The organism is Pseudomonas vancouverensis, from assembly GCF_004348895.1.
In the GTDB taxonomy this organism is placed as follows: Bacteria; Pseudomonadota; Gammaproteobacteria; order Pseudomonadales; family Pseudomonadaceae; genus Aquipseudomonas; species Aquipseudomonas vancouverensis.
On the sequence record NZ_RRZK01000032.1, the window covers coordinates 207,432 to 228,571 of the forward strand.

Genomic DNA, 21,140 nt, shown 5'->3' on the forward strand with positions numbered 1-21,140 from the left:
AGGCTGGCTCCCACAGGGGCTGTGTAACGACGGTTTATTGCGTATTGGCACTCACCGCCGAACGCGGAATCACCGGCTGATTGTCATTGGAAATCGTCACTTCCACCCGACGGTTCTGCGCCCGTCCCGAGGTGCTGTTGTTGTCCGCCACCGGGTATTCCTTGCCGTAACCCTGGGCCACGATGCGGGCCGGATCGATACCCATTTTCACCAGCGCTGCTCGCACCGAACCGGCGCGACGCTCCGACAGTGACTGGTTGTGTGAAGTTGTCCCGGTGCTGTCGGTGTAGCCTTCGACTATCGCCTTGCGGTCGGGGTTTTCCTGAAGGTACTGCGCCAGCTTGTTGATGTTCATCATGCCGTTGGAAGTCAGTTCGGCCTTGTCAGTGGCGAACAGCACATCACCGAACGTCACCAGCGTGCCACGGTCGGTCTGCTTGGCATTGAGGCTGTCCTGCAGCTGTTTGATCTGCTGGTCCCGGGAATCCAGACGCGCTTGGGCTCGTTGCGCTGAAGCATTTTTCAGGTTGGCTTCGGCGGTGCGCAGGGCGATGGTCTGCTTGGCCACTTCCACGCGCTGATTGGTCAGGTAGGCCAGTTGGTCCACCTTGGCCGGGTCCTGTTTGTCCAGGTAGGCCTGGTCGGCCTTGTCCAGGTAATCGCTGGCGTCCTTGGTTTCCAGGGCTGCGACCTTGCTTGCCTGCGGGTTGGCTTGCAGGCCGGCGTAGTTGGTGCGGGCCTGTTCAAGGTTGGCGTTGGGCGGGGTGGAGCAGGCTGCCAGGGCAACGCTTGCAGCCAGCAGGGCAGGGATCATCAGGTGTTTGGTATTCATGATGGTGTCGTCCTTTTAATCGAGTAAGAAAGTACGTCGTGCCACGCCGTTACTGAACGGTGCGCTGGCTTTCCTGACGCAGTTCCTGAACCCCTTGGCGAGAGTCCTTCAACGCTTGTTCGGCTTTCATCGCCTGAGCCTTGCGTTCGGCTACGCGGGCGTCCCACTCAGCCTGTTCGGCGAGGGTTTTCGCCTGCTCGTACTTTTTGTCGTGCATGGCCAGTTCGGCTTGCTTGAGCTTGTCTTGGGCCGACTTCATTTCCACGGCAGCGAATTCGGTACCGCCAGCGCTCACGGCGTTGTTGACCGCCGATTCGGTCACGGCGAATTGCTCGGTGGGCGGGTTGCCGGCGCAACCGGCCAGCACCAGGCTGCCGCCGATGGCCAGGGCGGCCATTTTCAAACCGTGCAGAGAGGTGAACGAGGATGTGCCAGTACGGGTTTTCATGGTCTTCAACTCCATTGTGCTAACTCCTGAACAACTGAAAAATCCATCCCTGGGCGCGGAGCCATGACCATCATGTTCGGGGCAATTTGAAACGGCCGTCCCAGGGTGACTTACTGGGGTTGACCCGGGGCGTTTTTTAAAAGTTCAGAGAAATTAGCCTGCTATCGAAAACTCGGTGCTCAGATCGACAAGGCTCTAGGGCGCGGATTTACGCAATGACAGGCGCTGTAGCGGGCCTGGTGAAATGAAATGCACGAATGGAAATGCAGGCAAATGTGGGAGCGAGCGTGCTCGCGATAGCGGATTAGCATTCAACTTATTCGTTGACTGTATTACCACTATCGCGAGCAAGCTCGCTCCCACAAGGAAAGGAGAGGGCGTCAGTGTTTTTGCTCGTCGCTGGTCGCCGCCAGATCGTGCAAATGCCGACGCGACAAGGCGAGAAAACGCGGGGTCGGGCCGATGTCTTCGTACAGTGGATCACCTTCTTCGTCGGTGGCGACAACCGTCGAGCCTTTGACGTAGGGGAAGCTGCGTTCCAATTCCTCCAGCGCGGCGCCAATCAAGTCGCCGAGCAATTCTTCAGGCTGGCGCTTGGGGTACATGTCGATGATTGCTGCCAGCCGGGCGGCAGACTCCACGTCCAGATGAATCGAATAGCCGGTGTCGGTCAGGCGACCCTTGGCGTTTTCTTCCCAATGGTGGGCAAGCTCGCGGATTTTCATAGTGACCTCATTGCGCGCTGCTCGTGGCAGGCAGGGTGAGTGTCCGGCAGGCGCCGGTGGCGGCCGTTGTACGGCTCACTGTTGAGACTAGCTGCAACACCAAAGGTTTAAAGGCCCTTTGTCGTCTTGCTTGTAAGAAGCGGTCTGGAGCGGCACTCTCTAGGTTCTTAGCCGCCCGGATTTTTTGCTGGAGACCTGCTGATGACCGATATTGATGCACGCTTGCGCGAGGACGTTCACCTGTTGGGTGAGCTGTTGGGCAACACCATTCGTGAACAGTACGGCGAAGATTTTCTCGCCAAGATCGAGCAGATCCGCAAGGGCGCCAAGGCTGATCGTCGGGGCTCCATGGACGCCGAACTCAGCGCCAGCCTCAACCAGTTGACTGAAGACGAACTGCTGCCAGTGGCGCGGGCGTTCAACCAGTTTCTCAACCTGGCCAACATCGCCGAGCAGTACCAGCTGATTCATCGTCGCGAAGAGTCCCAGCCTGCACCGTTTGAATCGCGGGTGCTGCCGGAGCTGCTCGCGCGCCTGCGTGCAGAAGGCCATGGCGCCGAAGCACTGGCCCGGCAACTCGGGCGGTTGGAAATCGAACTGGTGCTCACCGCGCACCCGACCGAAGTTGCTCGACGTACGCTGATCCAGAAGTACGACGCGATTGCCGCGCAACTGGCGGCCCTCGATCACCGCGATCTGACCCGTGACGAACGCGATCAGATCAAGACCACCTTGCAGCGGCTGATCGCCGAAGCCTGGCACACCGAAGAAATCCGCCGCACCCGTCCCACTCCGGTGGACGAAGCCAAGTGGGGTTTCGCGGTGATTGAACATTCGTTGTGGCAGGCCATTCCAAACTATCTGCGCAAGGCCGACCAGGCCCTGCACGCTGCCACCGGCTTGCGTTTGCCGCTGGAGGCCGCACCGATTCGTTTCGCTTCGTGGATGGGCGGTGATCGCGACGGCAACCCCAATGTCACCGCCGCCGTCACCCGCGAAGTGCTGTTGCTGGCGCGCTGGATGGCGGCGGATCTGTACCTGCGGGACGTCGATCAACTGGCGGCCGATCTGTCGATGCAGCAGGCCAGCTATGAGTTGAAGGCCAAGGCCGGCGACAACGCCGAACCTTACCGTGCAGTGCTTAAGCAACTGCGCGAACGACTGCGCGCGACACGTAACTGGGCGCATGCCGCGTTATCGACACCTACGCCGGCCCCGGTCGATGTGCTGCAAAACAATCGCGAACTGCTCGATCCGCTGGAGCTGTGCTACCACTCGCTGCACGAGTGCGGCATGGGCGTGATTGCCGATGGGCCGCTACTGGATTGCCTGCGCCGCGCGGTCACGTTCGGCCTGTTCCTGGTGCGTCTCGATGTGCGCCAGGACTCGTCGCGGCATTGCTCGGCCATGACCGAAATCACCGATTACCTCGGCTTGGGTCGCTATGAGGACTGGAGCGAAGAAGAGCGCATCGCCTTCCTGATGCGTGAGTTGAATAACCGTCGCCCATTGCTCCCGGCCTACTTCAAACCGTCCGCCGACACTGCCGAAGTGCTGGCGACGTGCCGGGAAATCGCTGCGGCACCGGGGGCATCCCTCGGCTCCTATGTCATCTCCATGGCCGGTGCGGCGTCCGATGTGCTGGCCGTGCAGTTGCTGCTCAAGGAGTCCGGCGTGCTGCGGCCGATGCGCGTGGTGCCGCTGTTCGAAACCCTCGCCGACCTAGACAACGCCGGGCCAGTGATGGAGACACTGTTGCAGTTGCCGGGCTATCGCGCACGCCTGCAAGGCCCGCAGGAAGTGATGATTGGCTACTCCGACTCGGCCAAGGACGCTGGCACCACCGCGGCGGCCTGGGCGCAATACCGGGCGCAGGAGCGTCTGGTGGAGATCTGCCGCGAGCAGCAAGTGGAACTGCTGTTGTTCCATGGCCGTGGCGGCACCGTGGGCCGTGGCGGCGGCCCGGCCCACGCGGCGATCCTGTCGCAGCCGCCGGGTTCGGTGGCGGGGCGTTTCCGTACCACGGAACAGGGCGAAATGATTCGCTTCAAGTTCGGTCTGCCGGACATCGCCGAGCAAAACCTCAATCTGTATCTGGCGGCGGTGCTTGAGGCGACCTTGCTGCCACCGCCAATGCCGACACCTGAATGGCGACACTTGATGGACGAGCTGGCGGCGGACGGTGTGAGTGCCTACCGCGCGGTGGTGCGGGAAAATCCGCAGTTCGTCGAGTATTTCCGTCAGTCGACGCCTGAGCAGGAGCTCGGCCGCTTGCCCCTGGGCAGTCGTCCGGCGAAGCGTCGGGCCGGTGGCATTGAAAGCCTGCGCGCCATTCCGTGGATCTTCGGCTGGACCCAGACCCGCCTGATGCTGCCGGCTTGGCTCGGTTGGGAAGCCGCCTTGAGCAAGGCACTGGAGCGCGGGGAGGGCGAGTTGCTGGGGCAGATGCGCGAGCAGTGGCCGTTTTTCCGCACGCGCATCGACATGCTCGAGATGGTCCTGGCCAAGGCCGATGCCGACATCGCGCAATCCTATGACGAGCGTCTGGTCGGGCCGGATCTGTTGCCGTTGGGCGCGCACTTACGCGACCTATTGTCGCAGGCGTGCAGCATTGTCCTGGGTCTGACCGGGCAGTCGCAGCTGCTGGCACATAGCCCGGACACCCTGGAATTCATCCGCTTGCGCAACACCTACCTCGACCCGCTTCATCTATTGCAGGCCGAGCTGCTGGCCCGTTCGCGGCAACCGGATGTGGCGCAAGACAGCCCTGTAGAACAGGCGTTGCTGGTGTCTGTGGCGGGGATTGCCGCAGGTCTGCGCAATACCGGTTGAGGATTTCAGCGTGGGGCAGGGCGTCCGGCGCGCAGCTGGACACCCCTGTTCGACGACGGTAAAAGTGCTGCCAGGCGACAGTTAATGATGGGGTTGCGACTTGGCGAACCCGGTCGCAGGGGCACGGCAGGTCACGGTTTCTCCGACTTTTGGCGTCTTGTGTGGGCGCAGCCTGCTGTGTATCTTGATCAGCCTTTGGCCGTTTGGGCGGCCACGACCCTATTTTTGAGATTGGCCCCACGAGGCGAATCTGACGTTATCCATATAAAAAATTGAGGAGCACATCGATGCGCGTCATTCTGCTGGGAGCTCCCGGGGCCGGTAAAGGTACTCAGGCTAAGTTCATCACCGAAAAATTCGGCATTCCGCAAATCTCCACCGGCGACATGCTGCGTGCCGCGGTCAAGGCCGGCACCGAGCTGGGCATCAAGGCCAAGAGCATCATGGATGCCGGCGGCCTGGTGTCCGATGACCTGATCATCGCGCTGGTCAAGGACCGCATCGCGCAGTCCGACTGCGCCAACGGTTTCCTGTTCGACGGCTTCCCGCGCACCATTCCTCAGGCTGAGGCGCTGGTGACTGCTGGTGTCGAGCTGGATGCCGTGGTTGAAATCGCCGTTGAAGACGAAGAAATCGTCCAGCGTATCGCCGGTCGCCGCGTTCACGAGGCCAGCGGCCGCGTGTACCACATCGTCTACAACCCGCCGAAGATCGCCGGCAAGGACGACATCACCGGTGAAGAGCTGGTGCAGCGCAAGGACGACACTGAAGAAACCGTGCGTCATCGCCTGTCGGTCTACCACTCGCAGACCAAGCCACTGGTGGATTTCTATCAGAAGCTGTCGGCCGCCAACGGCAAGCCGAAGTACAGCCACATTGAAGGCGTCGGTTCGGTCGAAGCGATCACCGCCAAGGTGCTTGCAGCCCTGAGCTGAAAAGTCTGACCTGCTGCATCATCCACGGCCCGCTTGCGGGCCGTAGTTGTTTATACTGACGCACTTTTCCTGACCTCCCTCTTTTACGGATACATCGATGAGCACCTTGCTGGCCCTGGACACCGCGACTGAAGCTTGCTCCGTTGCCTTGCTGCATGACGGCAAGGTCACGAGCCATTACGAGGTGATCCCGCGCTTGCACGCGCAGAAGCTGCTGCCGATGATCCAGCAATTGTTGGCCGATGCCGGCACCACGCTGCAAGCGGTCGATGCCATTGCCTTCGGCCGTGGCCCGGGTGCATTCACCGGTGTGCGCATTGCCATTGGGGTGGTGCAAGGCTTGGCGTTTGCCCTGGATCGCCCGGTGCTGCCGGTGTCGAACCTGGCGGTACTGGCCCAGCGTGCCTATCGCGAGCATGGCGTGAGCCAGGTCGCCGCGGCCATCGATGCGCGGATGGATGAAGTGTATTGGGGTTGCTACCGTGAGACGGCAGGCGAAATGCGTCTGGTCGGTGCCGAAGCGGTCCTGCCGCCGGAAGCGGCAGCATTGCCGGCCGACGCCAGCGGCGACTGGTTCGGCGCGGGCACCGGTTGGGGTTATGGCGAGCGTATCGCGGTCAGCCTGACCGGGCAGGATGCGGGCATGCTGCCCCATGCCGAAGACTTGTTGACCCTGGCCCGATTCGCCTGGGAGCGCGGTGAAGGCATAGTCGCCGATGAGGCACAGCCGGTTTATCTGCGCGATAAAGTGGCCACCCCGAAGGCACGGTAACCTTCAGTAGTCTGTTAAAAATTCTGTGGCGAGGGAGCTTGCTCCCGTCAGGCTGCGAAGCGGCCCCATTCGTGTTGAGCAGTACTATCCGACTTCACGACGACTTCGTCGCCGAACGGGAGCAAGCTCCCTCGCCACAATGGCTTTGGGCACTGCCAATCGTCGTTTTCTAACCCCTGCTTTTAAACCTTTTCCCTTTTATGTGTTCTAGTTATCACTCGGCGGTTTGCGCAGTGGCTGATGCGCCACTAAACTGCCATCACTGATTCCGAGCATGCACTTATGCGTATCGACGGCGTATCCACTCAGTCCTACCCCATCAAGCGAAAGCCACGCAAAGGCCGTGTGGTGGAAGACGAGTCCGTCGATATCGAAGGCGAACTGGAATTCCCCACTGAAGAGCAACTGGCTGCCCGCGCCGCCAAAGCCTCTGCGCAAAAACTGAGCAACCTGCCCGCCCGCCAGCAAGACATGCTGTACCACCGCGCCATGAGCAAAAGTGTGGCGATGGCCTTGGCCAGCTACCTGAGCACCGCCGGTTTTGTCGATTGGGATACCGATGTGCTGGGTCTCGACCTGTACATCTGATGCTGCCGTATTACCTCGGTTGCCCCTCGTGGAGTGAAAACGCCTGGCGTGATTACCTCTACCCGCAGGACGCCAAACCCGCCGAATTTCTTCAGCTCTATTCCCAGGTGTTCAACGCCGTTGAAGGCAACACGACCTTCTACGCAAGCCCGGCTGCCAGCACCGTGCAGCGTTGGGCCGAAACCATGCCCGCGCACTTTCGCTTCACCGCCAAATTCCCCGGGGAGATCAGCCACGGTGGCGATTTGCGCGAGCAGTTGACCGCCGCCGAAACGTTCCTGAACCTGCTCAGCCCGCTCGGCGAACGGGTGTCGCCCTTGTGGCTGCAGCTGTCGAAAGCCTTCACCCCGCAACGCTTGCCGGAACTGGCCGGGTTCATCGATGCGCTGGAGCGACCGCTGGCGGTGGAAGTGCGCCACGATGATTTTTTTGCCAAGGGTGACAGCGAGCGCCTGCTCAATCGGCTGCTGCTCGATCGTGGCGTAGAGCGTATCTGCCTGGACCCTCGTGCGTTGTTCAGCTGCACCTCGACCGAGCCTTCGGTGCTTCACGCCCAAGCCAAAAAGCCTCGGGTTCCACCGCGCCCGGCGGCGTTTACCCAATGCCCGCAGGTGCGCTTCATCGGCCATCCCGAGCTTGAGGCCAACGACAGGTTTTTAGCAGAGTGGGTCGAGAAGATCGCGCAATGGATCGAAGAAGGCCGCACGCCTTACATCTTCCTGCACACCGCCGACAACCTGCTCGCGGCGAAACTGGCGCAACGTTTTCATGCCCGCCTGATGCTGCGTTTGCCTGGCCTCCCGGCGCTGCCTGAGCTATACAGAGAACCCGCCGCGGAACAACTTGGTTTGCTCTGAGGCGGTTTTCTTGCCCTTTGAGGAGCCTGCCAATGGATGCGCAAACCCTTCGAGCCCAGGCGTTCAAAGCCCTGCATGAACGCAACGGTGCTTTCGTGATTCCCAACCCGTGGGACGCCGGTTCCGCGAAGATGCTCGCCAGCCTCGGCTTCGAGGCGCTGGCAACCACCAGTGCCGGTTATGCCTTTTCCCGCGCCCGACCCGATGGTGGTCTGGCCCTGGACGATACCCTGGCCAACGTTCAGGCGATGGGCGCGGTGACCGACCTGCCGATTGCCGTCGACCTGGAAAACGGTTTTGCACACGACCCGGCCGATTGCGCGAAAAGTATTCTGCGCGCGGCAGAAGTGGGCGCCGTGGGCGGTTCGATTGAAGACGCCACGGGCAACGCCGAGGGGCCGATCTATTGTTTCGACCATGCCGTGGCCCGTATCGAAGCTTCGGTCGCTGCGGTGCGCAGCTTGCCTTTTCCCTTCGTGCTGACCGCTCGTGCCGAGAACTTTCTGCACGGCAACCCGGACCTGGACGACACCATCCGCCGCTTGCAGGCGTTCGCCGAAGCCGGTGCCGATGTGCTTTACGCGCCGGGCCTGCGCAGTGCCGAGGAGGTGCTGGCGGTGGTCCGCGCTGTCGCGCCGAAGCCGGTGAATGTGTTGATGTCGGGCGGGTTGAAGCTGACGGTGCAGGAACTTGGCGAGATGGGCGTCAAGCGTATCAGCGTGGGTTCGGCGCTGGCGCTGGCGGCCTATGGCGAGTTCTTTCGTGCCGCTGAAGAGATTCGCTCCTCGGGTACTTTCGGCTTCACCTCGCGGTCGATGCCGTACCAGAAGGCCAATCAGTTCTTCCAGGACTGAGGGTCAAGCGGCGATGCGCAGGTTCTGCAGAATGATCGGGCGTGCCCAGCCGTTATCGAAATCGAGCTGTTTCTGTTGTTCCAGCAGTTCTTCCGGCGAGAACGGCGGGAACGGCTTGTCGAGCAGATCCAGCTCGAACTCGGCAATCGGCAGGTGCAGCGGACGTGGTTGCGGCGCCTGACCAATTTGATACACCGGCTGACCGGCGTTCAATACGATAGGGCGAACCCAGCCGCTTTCGAAGTCCTGCTGCTTTTGTTGGGCGGCGATTTCTTCAGGCGGGAAGGGTGGACGCGGCTTGTCGGCCAGCTCGGTTTCGAATTCGGCAATCGGCAGGAACAGTGGTTCAGGCGGGCGTACTTCGTTGTCTTTCACGTCGCACAGACGCTGGGAGACGATGTGTGCCAGCAGCTCACTGCCGACGGTAGGCTCGACCGGGCTTTCCAGATCGACCGGTGGAAAATTCAGCGATTCAGGCAGCACATCACCCGACTGATCGGCCAGCGCACGGGCAAAGAAATCTTGCCAGATGTGGCTGACACCGCTCAGTGCCTGGGTGTTTCGCAGGTTGTAATTGCCGTAGGGCGATATAAAACCTGTGATTGTGGGTTGAATGTCTGACATTTCTCTCGGTCGACGCTCAGCTCTGGCAAAATGCTTGATAGTTTTGTTATCGGCAGTTTTTGCCGATCATTAATTTTTTGAGCGTGTTTTCTGATGATTGATCAACCGGCGGCCTGCCGCATCCATGTTGAAGCCCTGGACGTGGCGTTCGAAGCGCAAGCCGAGCAATGGGCCGAGCGCCTGGGCTTGCCGCTGCAAGTGGCGGACGGCGAATTTGCCTTGCAGGTAGGCGAGCAGGGCCTGCAATTGCAGCAACTGGGAGCGGATGCGCCAGGGCCGGTGCGAGTGGATTTCGTTGAGGGCGGCGCGGCCCATCGTCGCTTGTACGGCGGTGGCAGCGGCCAGATGATCGCCAAGGCCGTCGGTATCGCCCAAGGCGTGCGCCCGCGCGTGCTGGATGCCACGGCCGGGCTGGGTAAGGACGCGTTCGTGCTGGCCAGCCTGGGCTGCGAGATGAGCCTCATCGAGCGCCAGCCGTTGATTGGCGCCTTACTCGAGGATGGCCTGGCCCGTGGTGCGGAGGATTTCGACGTGGCCCCGATCGTCGCGCGCATGCGCTTGCTCAAGGGTAACTCCATCGACGTGATGCGCAACTGGGAGGGCGAACCGCCGCAGGTGATCTACCTCGACCCGATGTTCCCGCATCGCGAGAAAACCGCCCTGGTGAAGAAAGAGATGCGCCTGTTCCGGCCATTGGTCGGCGATGATCCGGATGCACCGGCGCTGCTGGAAGCGGCCCTGGCGTTGGCCAGCCACCGGGTGGTGGTCAAACGTCCACGCAAGGCGCCATGCATCGAAGGGCCGAAGCCGAGTCATGCGCTGGATGGCAAGTCGAGCCGCTATGACATCTATCCGAAGAAGGCGCTCAAGCCTTAAAACCGCAGCGCCTGTTTCGCGAGCAAGCTCGCTCCCACACTGGATCTATGGATCACCGCAAATCCCCTGTGTTAGCGAGCTTGTTCCGGGCGGCGTACCGACGATGGCGTCAGTCCAGACACCATAGTCCAGCAGGCCTACTCAGGCCGATAAGCCCGCATAAACAACCCCACCACCTCCCGCACATGGCTCTCTGCCTCTTCACCCACTGGCGGCTCCCCACAGCCATACAACAAGCGAAAATTCCCCGCACCCTTGAGCAGGCAGAAGAAGTGCTCGGCCGCGTTGTGCGGTTTATCGATGGTCAGCACGCCGCTTTCATTGATCTGCTTCAGCAGTCGCTCCATGCCCTGCAGCATGCGTTGGGGACCGGCCTCGAAGAAGATCTGCGCCAGCTTCGGGTCCTGGCTGCCGAGGGTCACCATCAGGCGGTGCAGGTTCACCGATTCATCGCTGTTGATCAGATGATGAAAACCGCGCGCGATGTTCAACAGCACGGTTTCCACCGCCACGCCGTCGGGCAGTTCGAAAAACAGCGGCGGCAGCTGCTCCTCGCACTTGGCTACCACCGCCGCGGAAAACAGCGTCTCCTTGTCGTTGAAGTGGCTGTAGACCGTCAGCTTTGACACGCCGGCTTCGGCGGCCACCGCATCCATGCTGGTGCTGGCATATCCCTTACTCAAGAACAGCGTCTTTGCGGCGTCGAGGATGGCCTGGCGTTTGACCAGATCCTTGGGACGACCTGGGCCGTTGGGTGCTGAAAGATTGTTGGGCATATTCGCTTTTATTACTGGACTGGTGAGTTTGCTATTAATAACATACTCGTCAGTATAATTATTCAAAGCACCATTAGCGAAAGGTCCTTCACCATGTTCCGCTATGTCTTGCCCCTCGCGATGCCAGTGACCCTGGCTTTTTTGTTGACGGCTTGTGGTCAGGAAGAGGCGCCGCAGGTCAGCGTGCGCCCGGCCATGGTGGTCCAGCCAGAGCCTTCGGCGCAGGCGATGGAAAGCTATCCGGGTGAAGTTCGCGCCCGTTACGAGCCGGACCTGGCGTTCCGTATCGGCGGCAAAGTCAGCCGACGACTGGTCGACGAGGGGCAACGGGTCAAGGCCGATCAACCGCTGGCTGAACTCGACCCGCAGGATGTGCGACTGCAACTGGAAGCCACCCGTGCCCAGGTTGCCGCCGCCGAAGCCAATCTGAGCCTGGTGCGTTCCGAGCGCGATCGCTACAAGACTCTGATGGACCGTCAATTGGTCAGCCGCTCGCAGTACGACAACGCGGAAAACCTCTACCGCTCCGGCGAGGCGCGCCTGAAGCAGATCAAAGCCGAATTCAACGTCTCCAATAACCAGGCCAGCTACGCCATATTGCGCGCGCCCCAGGACGGTGTGGTGGCCAAGCGTTCGGTGGAAGTCGGGCAAGTGGTGGCGCCGGGGCAAACGGTGTTCACCCTGGCCACCGATGGCGAGCGTGAGGTGCTGATCAGCCTGCCGGAGCAGAACTTCGGCCGCTTCAAGGTCGGCGAGCCGGTGTCGGTCGAACTCTGGACCCAACCCGGCCAGCGTTTTGAAGGGCGTATTCGTGAGCTGTCGCCGGCGGCTGATCCCAAGTCGCGCACCTTCGCCGCGCGTATCGCTTTCGCCTCCGGCAAGGTGCCGGTGGAACTGGGCCAGAGCGCCCGCGTATTTGTCCAGGCCAGCGATGCGGTGGCACTGTCCGTGCCGCTGTCGGCGTTGACCGCGGAAAACGGCACGACCTACGTCTGGGTCGTCAGCGCCAACAACACCTTGAAAAAGACCCCGGTGCGCGTCGGTCCTTTCGGCGAGAAAAGCGTGTCGGTGCTGGAAGGACTCAACGCCAGCGACTGGGTGGTGGCCGCCGGTGTCCATGTGCTGCTGGAAGGACAACAGGTGCGCCCGGTGGATCGCTCCAACCGCGTGGTCAATCTGGCGGACAAGGAGTAAGTCCCGATGCGCTTCAACGTTTCCGAATGGGCGCTGCGTAATCGCCAGATCGTACTGTTCCTGATGCTGTTGCTGGCGATTGTCGGTGCCATTTCCTACACCAAGCTCGGCCAGAGTGAAGACCCGCCGTTTACCTTCAAGGCCATGGTGATTCGCACCAACTGGCCGGGGGCGACGGCACAGGAGGTTTCGCGTCAGGTCACCGAGCGCATTGAAAAGAAGCTGATGGAAACCGGCGAGTACGAACGCATCGTCTCGTTCTCGCGTCCGGGTGAATCCCAGGTCACCTTCATCGCCCGCGACTCCATGCATTCCGATGAGATCCCGGAGCTCTGGTATCAGGTGCGCAAGAAGGTCGCCGACATCCGCCATACCTTACCGCCCGGCATTCAGGGGCCGTTTTTCAACGACGAATTTGGTACCACCTTCGGCAATATCTACGCCCTGACCGGGGAAGGTTTTGACTACGCGGTGCTCAAGGATTACGCCGACCGCATCCAGATCCAGCTGCAACGGGTCAAGGACGTGGGCAAGGTGGATCTGCTCGGTTTGCAGGACGAGAAAATCTGGATCGAACTGTCCAACGTCAAGCTCGCCACCCTCGGTTTGCCGCTGGCGGCAGTGCAACAGGCCCTCGAAGAGCAGAACGCGGTGTCCACGGCCGGCTTCTTCGAAACCAGCAGCGAGCGATTGCAGCTACGGGTCACGGGGAATTTTCAGACGGTCGACGAGATCAGGAACTTTCCGATTCGGGTAGGTGATCGGACCTTCCGCATTTCCGATGTGGCGGATGTTCGTCGAGGCTTCAACGATCCACCGGCGCCCCGTATGCGCTTCATGGGCGAAGACGCCATTGGCCTGGCAGTGGCCATGAAGGACGGTGGTGACATCCTGGTGCTGGGCAAGGCGCTGGAAGTCGAGTTCGCGCGTATCCAGAAAAACCTTCCGGCCGGCATGCAGCTGCGCAAGGTCTCCGATCAACCCGCGGCGGTGAAAACCGGGGTCGGCGAATTCGTGCAAGTGCTGGTGGAAGCCTTGGCCATCGTCTTGCTGGTGAGCTTCTTCTCCCTCGGCGTACGCACCGGCATGGTGGTGGCCCTGGCGATTCCGCTGGTGTTGGCGATGACCTTTGCCACCATGTATTACCTGGGCATCGGCCTGCACAAGATTTCCCTCGGCGCGCTGGTCCTGGCTCTTGGCTTGCTGGTGGACGACGCGATCATTGCCGTGGAAATGATGGCGATCAAGATGGAGCAGGGCTTTGACCGGATCAAGGCGGCGAGTTATGCCTGGACAAGTACCGCCTTCCCGATGCTCACCGGTACGCTGATCACCGCCGCCGGCTTCCTGCCGATTGCCACGGCGCAATCCGGAACTGGCGAGTACACCCGTTCGATCTTCGAGGTGGTGACCATTGCGCTGCTGGCTTCGTGGGTCGCGGCGGTGGTGTTCGTGCCTTACCTGGGGGAAAAACTCCTGCCGGACCTGGCGAAGATTCATGCGGCCAAACACGGCGCGGATCAACCCGACCCTTACGCGACACCTTTCTACCAGCGGGTTCGGCACCTGGTGGAGTGGTGTGTACGCTGGCGCAAGACCGTCATTACGGCGACGGTCGTGCTGTTCATTGCCTCCATCGTCCTGTTCCGCTTTGTGCCGCAACAGTTCTTCCCGGCCTCCGGGCGGCTGGAGTTGATGGTCGACCTGAAGCTGGCCGAAGGCGCTTCGCTGAGCAATACCGCCGATGAGGTCAAACGCCTCGAAGCGCTGCTCAAGGACAAGGCCGGGATCGACAATTACGTGGCGTACGTTGGTACGGGTTCGCCGCGTTTCTACCTGCCGCTGGATCAGCAACTGCCGGCGGCGAGTTTCGCTCAGTTCGTCGTGTTGGCGAAAACCATCGAGGAACGGGAAAGCCTGCGCACCTGGCTGATCTCGACCCTCAACGAGCAGTTCCCAACCTTGCGCTCGCGTGTCACGCGTCTTGAGAACGGACCGCCCGTGGGCTATCCGGTGCAGTTCCGGGTGACGGGTGAGCACATCGAGGAAGTCCGCGCCCTGGCGCGAAAGGTGGCGGCCAAGGTTCGTGAGAACCCGCACGTGGTCAACGTGCACCTCGATTGGGAGGAGCCGAGCAAGGTCGTGTACCTGAATGTCGATCAGGACCGCGCGCGGGCGTTGGGCGTGAGCACGGCGAACCTGTCGAAGTTCCTGCAGAGCTCGCTGACCGGTTCCAGCGTCAGTCAGTATCGCGAAGACAACGAGTTGATCGAGATCCTCCTGCGCGGGACCTTGCATGAGCGTACCGAGCTGTCGTTGCTGCCGAGCCTGGCGGTGCCGACTGACAACGGCCGCAGCGTCGCGCTGTCGCAAATCGCGACCCTGGAATACGGCTTTGAAGAAGGCATTATCTGGCACCGCAATCGCTTGCCCAACGTGACCGTGCGTGCCGATATCTATGGCAAGGAACAGCCGGCGACGCTGGTGCAACAGATCATGCCGACCCTCGATCCTATCCGCGCGGAGCTTCCGGATGGTTATCTGCTGGACGTCGGCGGCACGGTGGAAGATTCGACGCGTGGGCAGAATTCGGTGAAGGCCGGTGTGCCGTTGTTCATCGTGGTGGTGTTGACGCTGCTGATGCTGCAATTGCGCAGTTTCTCGCGCACGGCCATGGTGTTTCTGACGGCGCCGCTAGGGTTGATCGGGGTGACGCTGTTCCTGCTGGTGTTCCGTCAGCCGTTCGGGTTTGTGGCGATGTTGGGGACGATCGCCTTGTCCGGGATGATCATGCGTAACTCGGTGATTCTGGTCGATCAGATCGAGCAGGATATCGCGGCCGGGCTCAAGCCCTGGCAGGCGATTATCGAGGCGACCGTGCGGCGGTTCCGGCCGATTGTGTTGACGGCGCTGGCGGCGGTGCTGGCGATGATTCCGCTGTCGCGCAGTGTGTTCTTTGGGCCGATGGCGGTGGCGATCATGGGGGGGTTGATTGTTGCTACGGCGTTGACGTTGTTGTTTTTGCCGGCTTTGTATGCGGCCTGGTTTCGGGTTCGCAAGGAATCGGTTTGATGGGGGGAACGTGGCGGCCTTCGGGCCGACCAGGCTCTTGGTTGATTGGGTGAATATCCGTTTCTTCGGTAGCGGCGGCTGGCGGTTTCGCCCTTACGGCGAGTCCCTTTTGGCAAACGCCCCAAAAGGAACCAAAAGGTCTTGCCCCAGCGTCCGGCCCCTCGCTCGGGCTCGGCGTTCCTTCGCTCCGGGATCCATCCGGGGGCATCGCCTACGGTTTGCTTCGCTGCACCTCCTCTCGATGCGTTCGACTGCGTCGAACGGTCGCTGCGCTCCCACCCCCGGATGAATCCCTCCACTCAGCCTCCCGAAGGGGCGGGTGGATCAAGATCAAGAGCTGCAGGCGAGCTAACGCTCGGCCTGTTGAGTGGTGAGGAGCGGGCGGTGTGTGGGGGCTTTTGCTTTTTCTTTTGCTCTTCTGTGGGAGCGAGTTTGCTCCGGGCGGCGTTTTGACGATGGCGGTATTTCAGCCAACAACAAACTTCGCCAAACCAACCGTCCTGAGCCTTCCCGCAGGGTATTCACACTGCCTGCAGGAAATATTTTCTCCAGTCGTAAAAAAAGCCCGCTGAACCTGGACCGTTCAACGGGCTTTCGACTGTCGCCCTCAGCTAATCATCACAAGGTCCCAAACACTTTCTTCGCCAGGCTGGTCGCCGCAGCCGCCGGGTTCTGGCGGATGGTGGCTTCCTGTTTGCCGATCATTTCAAACAAGCCGTTCAACGCCTGTTCGGTGACGTAGTTTTCGACGTTGGCACTCTTCGCGTCGATCACGCCCATGGTCGCGGCTTGCCCGGCAAACGAGTTGTACTGCTTGGCCAGGCCAACCTGGTCGGTGGCTTGTTTGACGATCGGCAGGAATTTCGCACGGATCTGCTCGCGGCTGGTTTTGTTGAGGTATTGGGTCGCCGAGTCGTTGCCGCCGCTGAGGATGCCCTTGGCGTCTTCCACGGTCATTTTCTTCACGGCATCCACGAGGATCGGCTGGGCCTGGGTCACGGCGGTTTCAGCCGCTTTGTTCATGCTGACTTCCAGTTGATCGACCTGATCGCCCATGCCGAACTGTTTCATTTTGCTGGCGACCTTGCCCAGCTTGCCCGGCAGTTCGATCTTGACTTCAGGGTTGTTGCTGAACCCGCCCGGTGTTCCGAGCTGTTTGACGGCCAGTTGTGCGCCTTGGGTCAGGGCATCCTTGAGTCCGCCGGTGGCGTCTTTTTGCGACAGGTCGGCGAGGGACAACGCCATCGCGTTGGCGCAGATCAGCAGGCCTGCGCAAAGGCCGGCAAAATGAAGAGTAGGGCGCAGCATTGGGGTTCCTTGTTCGTAAGGGGACAAAAGCTGAGGACTTCAACACCGGTTTCATGGGTTGCCGATTGTTGCTATTCGCCTGGGCAGAGAACGTTCTTTCCCCAGGCGAATATTGGTCGTTGGCGCCTGAGGGCGACCCGCGCCAACGATCAATTCAGGAAAACCGACCGTTATGCGTTCGGAAACACACTGACGATTCTCACCAGTACGTCTTTAACCCACAAGGTCGCCTCGCTCAAGTCCAGCGGGAGATGATTGGTGCTGCTAAAGACTACTGTGTTTTCATAGTTGATGTTTGCGCTGATGGAGTAGATACGTCCGTACCGCAGTTTTGCAGGATCGAACGTCAGTTCATAGTCCATGAAGTGTTCATTCAGATCGGAATAGACTGCTGTAGCCAGGGTTTTCCAGGCACCTTGCTCGGTGATGTCCACCAGGCTGACATGCAGTTCCGAGCCCGGTAGCAGGGCAACTTTCTCGAGATAGTGGACGTTGCCGCTGATGATGTTTTCGCCGTTCATGTTGACTTCCTTTTCAATTGATCGTCGGTATTGACGAGTGCTTACCTTAGAGTCGGCATCGCGAATTCTATGTAGGGCAATTCCTGCGATTGAAGATGAAGCGGGTGCGGCCTCTGGCAGAAATATCCTTGTTTCTGCCGGAGGTGCGTGGGAACGGATGATGGGCCTCATTGACTGCCCATATTCTTCAAAGAGGCATTCAGCGGACGGCGTCGACGCGGATTTTCAATGGTTGCGGGTCTTTGCCATCGAGTTGTACAGCGTTGTGTTCGGTGGTGATGAACAGCAACTTGCCGTCGACTTCGATGCGCGCGCTGACGGCGTAGCGATGGCCCGGTTTGACCTGGGCAGGATCGTAATTCAGATGGAAGGGCAGCGGCACTTGTCCTTTGATCTGGCCTTTCTGTTCATCGAGAACGACCGCCGGTGCATCCATCAGCGACACGTCCTGCAAGGTGACGCTCAAGGTGGCGGTGGGTGGCAGCGCGATGCGTTGCAGGTAAAAGACTTCGCCGTCGAGACTGGCTTTTGGTGCAGGGTGCATGGACTGGCAAGCGCTGAGCAGAACAACAAGCCCAAGGAGTGAGAGTTTTTTCATGAAGCGGATCCTTGTCATCGGCGCCGAAGAAGACCGACGCCAATGACAATCTAGCGGATTTTGCCGGCAAGATCGCCCGGCAACATGTTGCAACATTGGTCCGTAGGGATCGTCAGCGCTACAGCAAGCGGACTCAGACGCGGTGTACCCGTATGTCCTGTCCCGTCACATGATCGACACCCAGTTGCACGGGGTGATGGTCAGTGTTGGTAAAGATCAGTTTGCAATTGTGGGTGATGCTCGCGCTGAGGGCGTAGGTATGCCCGTCCACGACATCAGCAGTGTTATAGGTCAGATGAAAAGCCAGCCCGGCTTGCTCGGCGTTGGGTGTGACCTGTACGGCGAGTTCTTTGACCGGGACATCCATCCGGCTGACGTCCTGCAGATAGACACGAAGGGTTGAGCCAGATGGCAGAGCGATTTTTTCGAGGTAATGGACGTTGCCAGCGATGGTCTTGACGGAGTCGTTGCCCATATTTGATTTCCTTATCAACAAGCGTCGGAATTGACGCATTCCGAGCATAAGCCCCAGCCCACGATTTCCCTGTAGGCGAATTCCTGTGGTTTCTGGTGAAACTGGAGTTGAATGGGTCAGAAGCTTCCTTGCTTCCTTGCTTCCTTCATTCTCTAGATCCATCGCGTCAGATAGGTGTCACCAATTCCGCCGCATCCTCACTGCGATGGAGTGCCACCTGACGGATCGACAGGCGAATCTCCGCCGGCAGCACGCGTTTGGCCGCGCCTTCGGCCAGTTCGCCGAGCAGTTCGTGGTAGCTCAGCTTGCCTGCTTCATCGCGCTTGAGCACCTCGAGATCGAGCATTGTCTGGATGAAGTGACGGAACAGGCTCTTGTCGAAGAACTCCGGAGCGTTCAGGCCATGCAGGATCGACAGGCGTTGAGCCATGACCGTGCACAGGTCTTCCAGCTCTTCGGCACTGATGCTGTTCTGACCGCTGTTGAGCAGCAGGGACACGGTCATGTAGAAGCGTTGCAGGGTCTGGGCGATGCTCTTGGACAGCAGGGTCAGCAGCACGAAATGCCGCGAACTCGGTGCCGGGCGCAGATACACGTCATTCTCGAAACGCAGCAGGCCTTGCTCGACGAACGCCCCCAGCCATTGGTCGATCACGCCGTCCAGTTCATCCAGCGACCAGCGGATGAACAGCTCGGCCTGCAGGTACGGGTACAGCGCGCGCGTGTAGCGCAGGACCTGTTCGCGGCTCATGCGCGAGGCGCTCTGGAAGAAGCTCGCCAGCAGCGCCGGCAGGGCGAAGATGTGCAAGACGTTGTTGCGGTAGTAGGTCATCAGGACGGCGTTCTGCTCGTCCAGATAGAGAATCTTGCCCAGGGCATCGCTCTGCTCGGACAGCAGGTTCATGTCCTTCACATGCTCGATCAACGCCCGACCATCGCCTTCGGGCAAGGTGGTGTGTGGCGAGTACGGAACCTTGCGCAGCAGCGCCAGGTACAGGTCGAGCACCCGCGCCATGGCGCGATCGTCCAGGGCCAGGCGGCTGGTGGACAGCAGGGCCAGTGCCACCAGGTTGACCGGGTTGATCGCCGCCGCTTCGTTCAGGTGTTGTGCAACTTTTTCACCCAGACGGTGGGTGGTTTCGCTGAGCCAGGCTGGCTTGAACTGTGGGCCCAGTTCCTGCTGACGCCAGTCCGGTTGCTCGCTGTCGAGGAATTCCGCCAACTTGATCGGTTCGCCGAAATTCACCGCCACCTGGCCGAAACGCTGCTTGAGCGCGCCAATGACCTTGAAGATGTCGAAGATCGATTCTTTCTTTTTCGCAGCGCCACGCAATTCACCCAGGTAGGTTCGGCCTTCCAGCACGCGCTCGTAGCCGATGTACACCGGTACGAAGACGATCGGTGTGCGCGACGAGCGCAGGAAGCTGCGCAGGGTGATCGCCAGCATCCCGGTCTTCGGTTGCAGCATGCGCCCGGTGCGTGAGCGGCCGCCTTCAACGAAGTACTCCACCGGGAAGCCTTTGGTGAACAGGGTGTGCAGGTATTCGTTGAACACCGAGGTGTACAGCGGGTTGCCCTTGAACGTACGACGCATGAAAAACGCCCCGCCGCGGCGCAGCAGGCTGCCGATCACCGGCATGTTGAGGTTGATCCCGGCGGCGATGTGCGGCGGTGTCAGGCCGTTGCGGAACAGCAGGTAGGACAGCAACAGATAGTCGATGTGGCTGCGGTGGCAGGGTACGTAGATCACTTCGTAACCGGGTGCGACCTTCTGCACGCCTTCGATGTTGTTGACCTTGATACCGTCGTAAATCTTGTTCCAGAACCAGCTCAGCACCACTTCCATGAAGCGGATCGCGGTGTAGGTGTAGTCCGAGGCGATCTCGTTGCCGTAGCGCAGGGCCTGGGCCTTGGCTTTCTCCGCGGAGATGTTTTCGCGCTCGGCTTCATCGAGGATCGCTTGCTTGACCAGCGGCTGGTTGACCAGGCCTTTGACCAGATTGCGCCGATGGGAAATGTCCGGGCCGATCACCGCAGCCTTCAGGTTGCGGAAATGCACCCGCAGGATGCGCTGGGCCATGCGCACGGTGCGCTCGTGGCCCTTGTTGTGGTCGATCAGTTCACGCAGGTGGATCGGCGCGGAGAACTGCACGCGGGTCTTGCGCCCCAGCACGATGACACTCAGCAGACGGCGCAGGCGTCCGGTCACTGCCCAGCTGTCGGCGAACAACAGTTTCCACGGGCTGTTTTCGCTGTCCGGCGATTGCCCCCAGAACACGCTGACCGGAATGATCTGCGCGTCTTCGGCGGCGTTCTGGGTCAGGGCGCTGACCAGGCGGGTCAGAGTGGGTGGTGCACCGCGTTTGTCCTGGCGCCCGAGCCAGTCGGGGTCCGGGGTCAGGTAGAAGAATGCGGCAGGTTCAAGCAGGTTGCCGACCGACACGGGAAGCACCGGGCGTGGCAGGCCGGCTTTGCTGCATTCGGTGTCGAGCACGGCGAGGTCGGTCAGTGAAGGGTTTTGCAGGACGTAGAACACCGGACGACTGCGATCGAGGTCAAGGGTGAACGACGACTGGTTGATCGTCTCCGAGCGAACCCAGAGGTACAACAGTCGGCGCAGGGTGCCAAACACAAGACGGCGGAACGGGGAGCGGGTCATACGGCATCTGCATGAGTGATTGGAAACCGAGCACTTGCTCGGGAGGCCTGACAGTGTGCCGGATTCGCCGAAAATCGGCAAAAAAGCGCGCAAGTAAACTCCTGTTGAGAGTTTTGGCGCCTGACATATACTCGGCGTGCCCGCACTGGCCAGACCATGGCATTGCAGTGCATGCGATGTTCCCGAGGCTTTCC

The 21,140-nt window shown here is 60.6% G+C and carries 19 protein-coding genes; 9 read left to right on the forward strand and 10 right to left on the reverse strand.

Annotated features, from left to right (window positions below; genetic code table 11):
- Positions 1 to 34 precede the first annotated feature (34 nt).
- From lptF to EIY72_RS25135, 3 genes are all read right to left on the reverse strand, one after another.
- Positions 35 to 832 (reverse strand): lipotoxin F family OmpA-related lipoprotein LptF, encoded by a 798-nt coding sequence (gene lptF, locus EIY72_RS25125; RefSeq protein ID WP_093214761.1) that lies wholly within the window; start codon positions 830 to 832, stop codon positions 35 to 37.
- A 49-nt stretch (positions 833 to 881) separates the two neighbouring features.
- Entirely contained in the window at positions 882 to 1,295 is a 414-nt protein-coding gene (locus tag EIY72_RS25130; RefSeq protein WP_093214764.1) for a DUF4398 domain-containing protein, read from the reverse strand.
- 365 nt (positions 1,296 to 1,660) lie between these two features.
- Positions 1,661 to 2,005 carry a pilin assembly protein gene (locus EIY72_RS25135; RefSeq protein WP_093214767.1) on the reverse strand — a complete coding sequence of 115 codons (345 nt, stop codon included), beginning with the start codon at positions 2,003 to 2,005 and terminating at the stop codon, positions 1,661 to 1,663.
- Between the two features lie 201 nt (positions 2,006 to 2,206).
- Between EIY72_RS25135 and ppc the strand changes: the two genes are divergently transcribed.
- The 6 genes from ppc to EIY72_RS25165 all read left to right on the forward strand — a co-directional run bounded on the left by ppc (position 2,207) and on the right by EIY72_RS25165 (position 8,843).
- On the forward strand, positions 2,207 to 4,837 hold the full coding sequence (ppc, locus tag EIY72_RS25140) for a phosphoenolpyruvate carboxylase (RefSeq protein WP_093214770.1): 2,631 nt from the start codon (positions 2,207 to 2,209) through the stop codon (positions 4,835 to 4,837).
- 287 nt (positions 4,838 to 5,124) lie between these two features.
- A complete protein-coding gene (gene adk / locus EIY72_RS25145; protein ID WP_093214773.1) occupies positions 5,125 to 5,772 on the forward strand; it encodes an adenylate kinase in 648 nt (215 codons plus the stop codon).
- Between the two features lie 97 nt (positions 5,773 to 5,869).
- Entirely contained in the window at positions 5,870 to 6,544 is a 675-nt protein-coding gene (gene tsaB / locus EIY72_RS25150) for a tRNA (adenosine(37)-N6)-threonylcarbamoyltransferase complex dimerization subunit type 1 TsaB (protein ID WP_093214776.1), read from the forward strand.
- Positions 6,545 to 6,826: 282 nt separating this feature from the next.
- Positions 6,827 to 7,132 (forward strand): hypothetical protein, encoded by a 306-nt coding sequence (locus EIY72_RS25155; RefSeq protein ID WP_093214780.1) that lies wholly within the window; start codon positions 6,827 to 6,829, stop codon positions 7,130 to 7,132.
- Positions 7,129 to 7,989: a DUF72 domain-containing protein gene (locus tag EIY72_RS25160; RefSeq protein ID WP_093230304.1), complete on the forward strand. Its 861-nt coding sequence runs from the start codon at positions 7,129 to 7,131 to the stop codon at positions 7,987 to 7,989. The genes EIY72_RS25155 and EIY72_RS25160 overlap by 4 nt, the downstream gene beginning before the upstream one ends.
- Positions 7,990 to 8,021: 32 nt before the next feature.
- Positions 8,022 to 8,843: an isocitrate lyase/PEP mutase family protein gene (locus tag EIY72_RS25165; RefSeq protein ID WP_093214785.1), complete on the forward strand. Its 822-nt coding sequence runs from the start codon at positions 8,022 to 8,024 to the stop codon at positions 8,841 to 8,843.
- Between the two features lie 3 nt (positions 8,844 to 8,846).
- On the opposite strand, the gene EIY72_RS25170 is transcribed toward EIY72_RS25165, so the two are convergent.
- The gene (locus tag EIY72_RS25170) at positions 8,847 to 9,467 is read right to left on the reverse strand and encodes an energy transducer TonB (protein WP_093214790.1); all 621 of its coding nucleotides are present in this window, start codon (positions 9,465 to 9,467) and stop codon (positions 8,847 to 8,849) included.
- 93 nt (positions 9,468 to 9,560) lie between these two features.
- On the opposite strand from EIY72_RS25170, the gene EIY72_RS25175 reads away from it, so the two are divergent.
- Positions 9,561 to 10,343 carry a class I SAM-dependent methyltransferase gene (locus EIY72_RS25175; RefSeq protein WP_093214792.1) on the forward strand — a complete coding sequence of 261 codons (783 nt, stop codon included), beginning with the start codon at positions 9,561 to 9,563 and terminating at the stop codon, positions 10,341 to 10,343.
- A 137-nt stretch (positions 10,344 to 10,480) separates the two neighbouring features.
- On the opposite strand, the gene EIY72_RS25180 is transcribed toward EIY72_RS25175, so the two are convergent.
- Positions 10,481 to 11,119, reverse strand: coding sequence for a TetR/AcrR family transcriptional regulator (locus tag EIY72_RS25180; RefSeq protein ID WP_093214795.1), 639 nt, complete (start codon positions 11,117 to 11,119; stop codon positions 10,481 to 10,483).
- A gap of 93 nt (positions 11,120 to 11,212) precedes the next feature.
- On the opposite strand from EIY72_RS25180, the gene EIY72_RS25185 reads away from it, so the two are divergent.
- Together EIY72_RS25185 and EIY72_RS25190 are read left to right on the forward strand one after the other, a co-directional pair.
- A complete protein-coding gene (locus EIY72_RS25185) occupies positions 11,213 to 12,313 on the forward strand; it encodes an efflux RND transporter periplasmic adaptor subunit (RefSeq protein WP_093214797.1) in 1,101 nt (366 codons plus the stop codon).
- A gap of 6 nt (positions 12,314 to 12,319) precedes the next feature.
- Positions 12,320 to 15,385, forward strand: a complete 3,066-nt coding sequence (locus EIY72_RS25190; RefSeq protein ID WP_093214800.1) for an efflux RND transporter permease subunit — start codon at positions 12,320 to 12,322, stop codon at positions 15,383 to 15,385.
- Between the two features lie 618 nt (positions 15,386 to 16,003).
- Here the strand turns inward: EIY72_RS25190 and EIY72_RS25200 are convergent.
- From EIY72_RS25200 to plsB, 5 genes are all read right to left on the reverse strand, one after another.
- Positions 16,004 to 16,693, reverse strand: coding sequence for a DUF4197 domain-containing protein (locus tag EIY72_RS25200; RefSeq protein ID WP_093214803.1), 690 nt, complete (start codon positions 16,691 to 16,693; stop codon positions 16,004 to 16,006).
- A 170-nt stretch (positions 16,694 to 16,863) separates the two neighbouring features.
- Positions 16,864 to 17,214 (reverse strand): YbaY family lipoprotein, encoded by a 351-nt coding sequence (locus EIY72_RS25205; RefSeq protein WP_157720918.1) that lies wholly within the window; start codon positions 17,212 to 17,214, stop codon positions 16,864 to 16,866.
- Positions 17,215 to 17,413: 199 nt separating this feature from the next.
- Positions 17,414 to 17,812: a YbaY family lipoprotein gene (locus EIY72_RS25210; protein ID WP_093214808.1), complete on the reverse strand. Its 399-nt coding sequence runs from the start codon at positions 17,810 to 17,812 to the stop codon at positions 17,414 to 17,416.
- A 133-nt stretch (positions 17,813 to 17,945) separates the two neighbouring features.
- Positions 17,946 to 18,287 (reverse strand): YbaY family lipoprotein, encoded by a 342-nt coding sequence (locus EIY72_RS25215; RefSeq protein ID WP_093214811.1) that lies wholly within the window; start codon positions 18,285 to 18,287, stop codon positions 17,946 to 17,948.
- A gap of 166 nt (positions 18,288 to 18,453) precedes the next feature.
- A complete protein-coding gene (gene plsB / locus EIY72_RS25220) occupies positions 18,454 to 20,946 on the reverse strand; it encodes a glycerol-3-phosphate 1-O-acyltransferase PlsB (RefSeq protein WP_093214814.1) in 2,493 nt (830 codons plus the stop codon).
- Positions 20,947 to 21,140 lie beyond the last annotated feature (194 nt).

What these genes read in the sequence shown, in the direction of transcription:
- lptF (WP_093214761.1), bottom strand. Translation starts at nt 832, where the DNA reads ATGAATACCAAACACCTGATGATCCCTGCCCTGCTGGCTGCAAGCGTT.
- EIY72_RS25130 (WP_093214764.1), bottom strand. Translation starts at nt 1,295, where the DNA reads ATGGAGTTGAAGACCATGAAAACCCGTACTGGCACATCCTCGTTCACC.
- EIY72_RS25135 (WP_093214767.1), bottom strand. Translation starts at nt 2,005, where the DNA reads ATGAAAATCCGCGAGCTTGCCCACCATTGGGAAGAAAACGCCAAGGGT.
- ppc (WP_093214770.1), top strand. Translation starts at nt 2,207, where the DNA reads ATGACCGATATTGATGCACGCTTGCGCGAGGACGTTCACCTGTTGGGT.
- adk (WP_093214773.1), top strand. Translation starts at nt 5,125, where the DNA reads ATGCGCGTCATTCTGCTGGGAGCTCCCGGGGCCGGTAAAGGTACTCAG.
- tsaB (WP_093214776.1), top strand. Translation starts at nt 5,870, where the DNA reads ATGAGCACCTTGCTGGCCCTGGACACCGCGACTGAAGCTTGCTCCGTT.
- EIY72_RS25155 (WP_093214780.1), top strand. Translation starts at nt 6,827, where the DNA reads ATGCGTATCGACGGCGTATCCACTCAGTCCTACCCCATCAAGCGAAAG.
- EIY72_RS25165 (WP_093214785.1), top strand. Translation starts at nt 8,022, where the DNA reads ATGGATGCGCAAACCCTTCGAGCCCAGGCGTTCAAAGCCCTGCATGAA.
- EIY72_RS25170 (WP_093214790.1), bottom strand. Translation starts at nt 9,467, where the DNA reads ATGTCAGACATTCAACCCACAATCACAGGTTTTATATCGCCCTACGGC.
- EIY72_RS25175 (WP_093214792.1), top strand. Translation starts at nt 9,561, where the DNA reads ATGATTGATCAACCGGCGGCCTGCCGCATCCATGTTGAAGCCCTGGAC.
- EIY72_RS25180 (WP_093214795.1), bottom strand. Translation starts at nt 11,119, where the DNA reads ATGCCCAACAATCTTTCAGCACCCAACGGCCCAGGTCGTCCCAAGGAT.
- EIY72_RS25185 (WP_093214797.1), top strand. Translation starts at nt 11,213, where the DNA reads ATGTTCCGCTATGTCTTGCCCCTCGCGATGCCAGTGACCCTGGCTTTT.
- EIY72_RS25190 (WP_093214800.1), top strand. Translation starts at nt 12,320, where the DNA reads ATGCGCTTCAACGTTTCCGAATGGGCGCTGCGTAATCGCCAGATCGTA.
- EIY72_RS25200 (WP_093214803.1), bottom strand. Translation starts at nt 16,693, where the DNA reads ATGCTGCGCCCTACTCTTCATTTTGCCGGCCTTTGCGCAGGCCTGCTG.
- EIY72_RS25205 (WP_157720918.1), bottom strand. Translation starts at nt 17,214, where the DNA reads ATGAACGGCGAAAACATCATCAGCGGCAACGTCCACTATCTCGAGAAA.
- EIY72_RS25210 (WP_093214808.1), bottom strand. Translation starts at nt 17,812, where the DNA reads ATGAAAAAACTCTCACTCCTTGGGCTTGTTGTTCTGCTCAGCGCTTGC.
- EIY72_RS25215 (WP_093214811.1), bottom strand. Translation starts at nt 18,287, where the DNA reads ATGGGCAACGACTCCGTCAAGACCATCGCTGGCAACGTCCATTACCTC.
- plsB (WP_093214814.1), bottom strand. Translation starts at nt 20,946, where the DNA reads ATGACCCGCTCCCCGTTCCGCCGTCTTGTGTTTGGCACCCTGCGCCGA.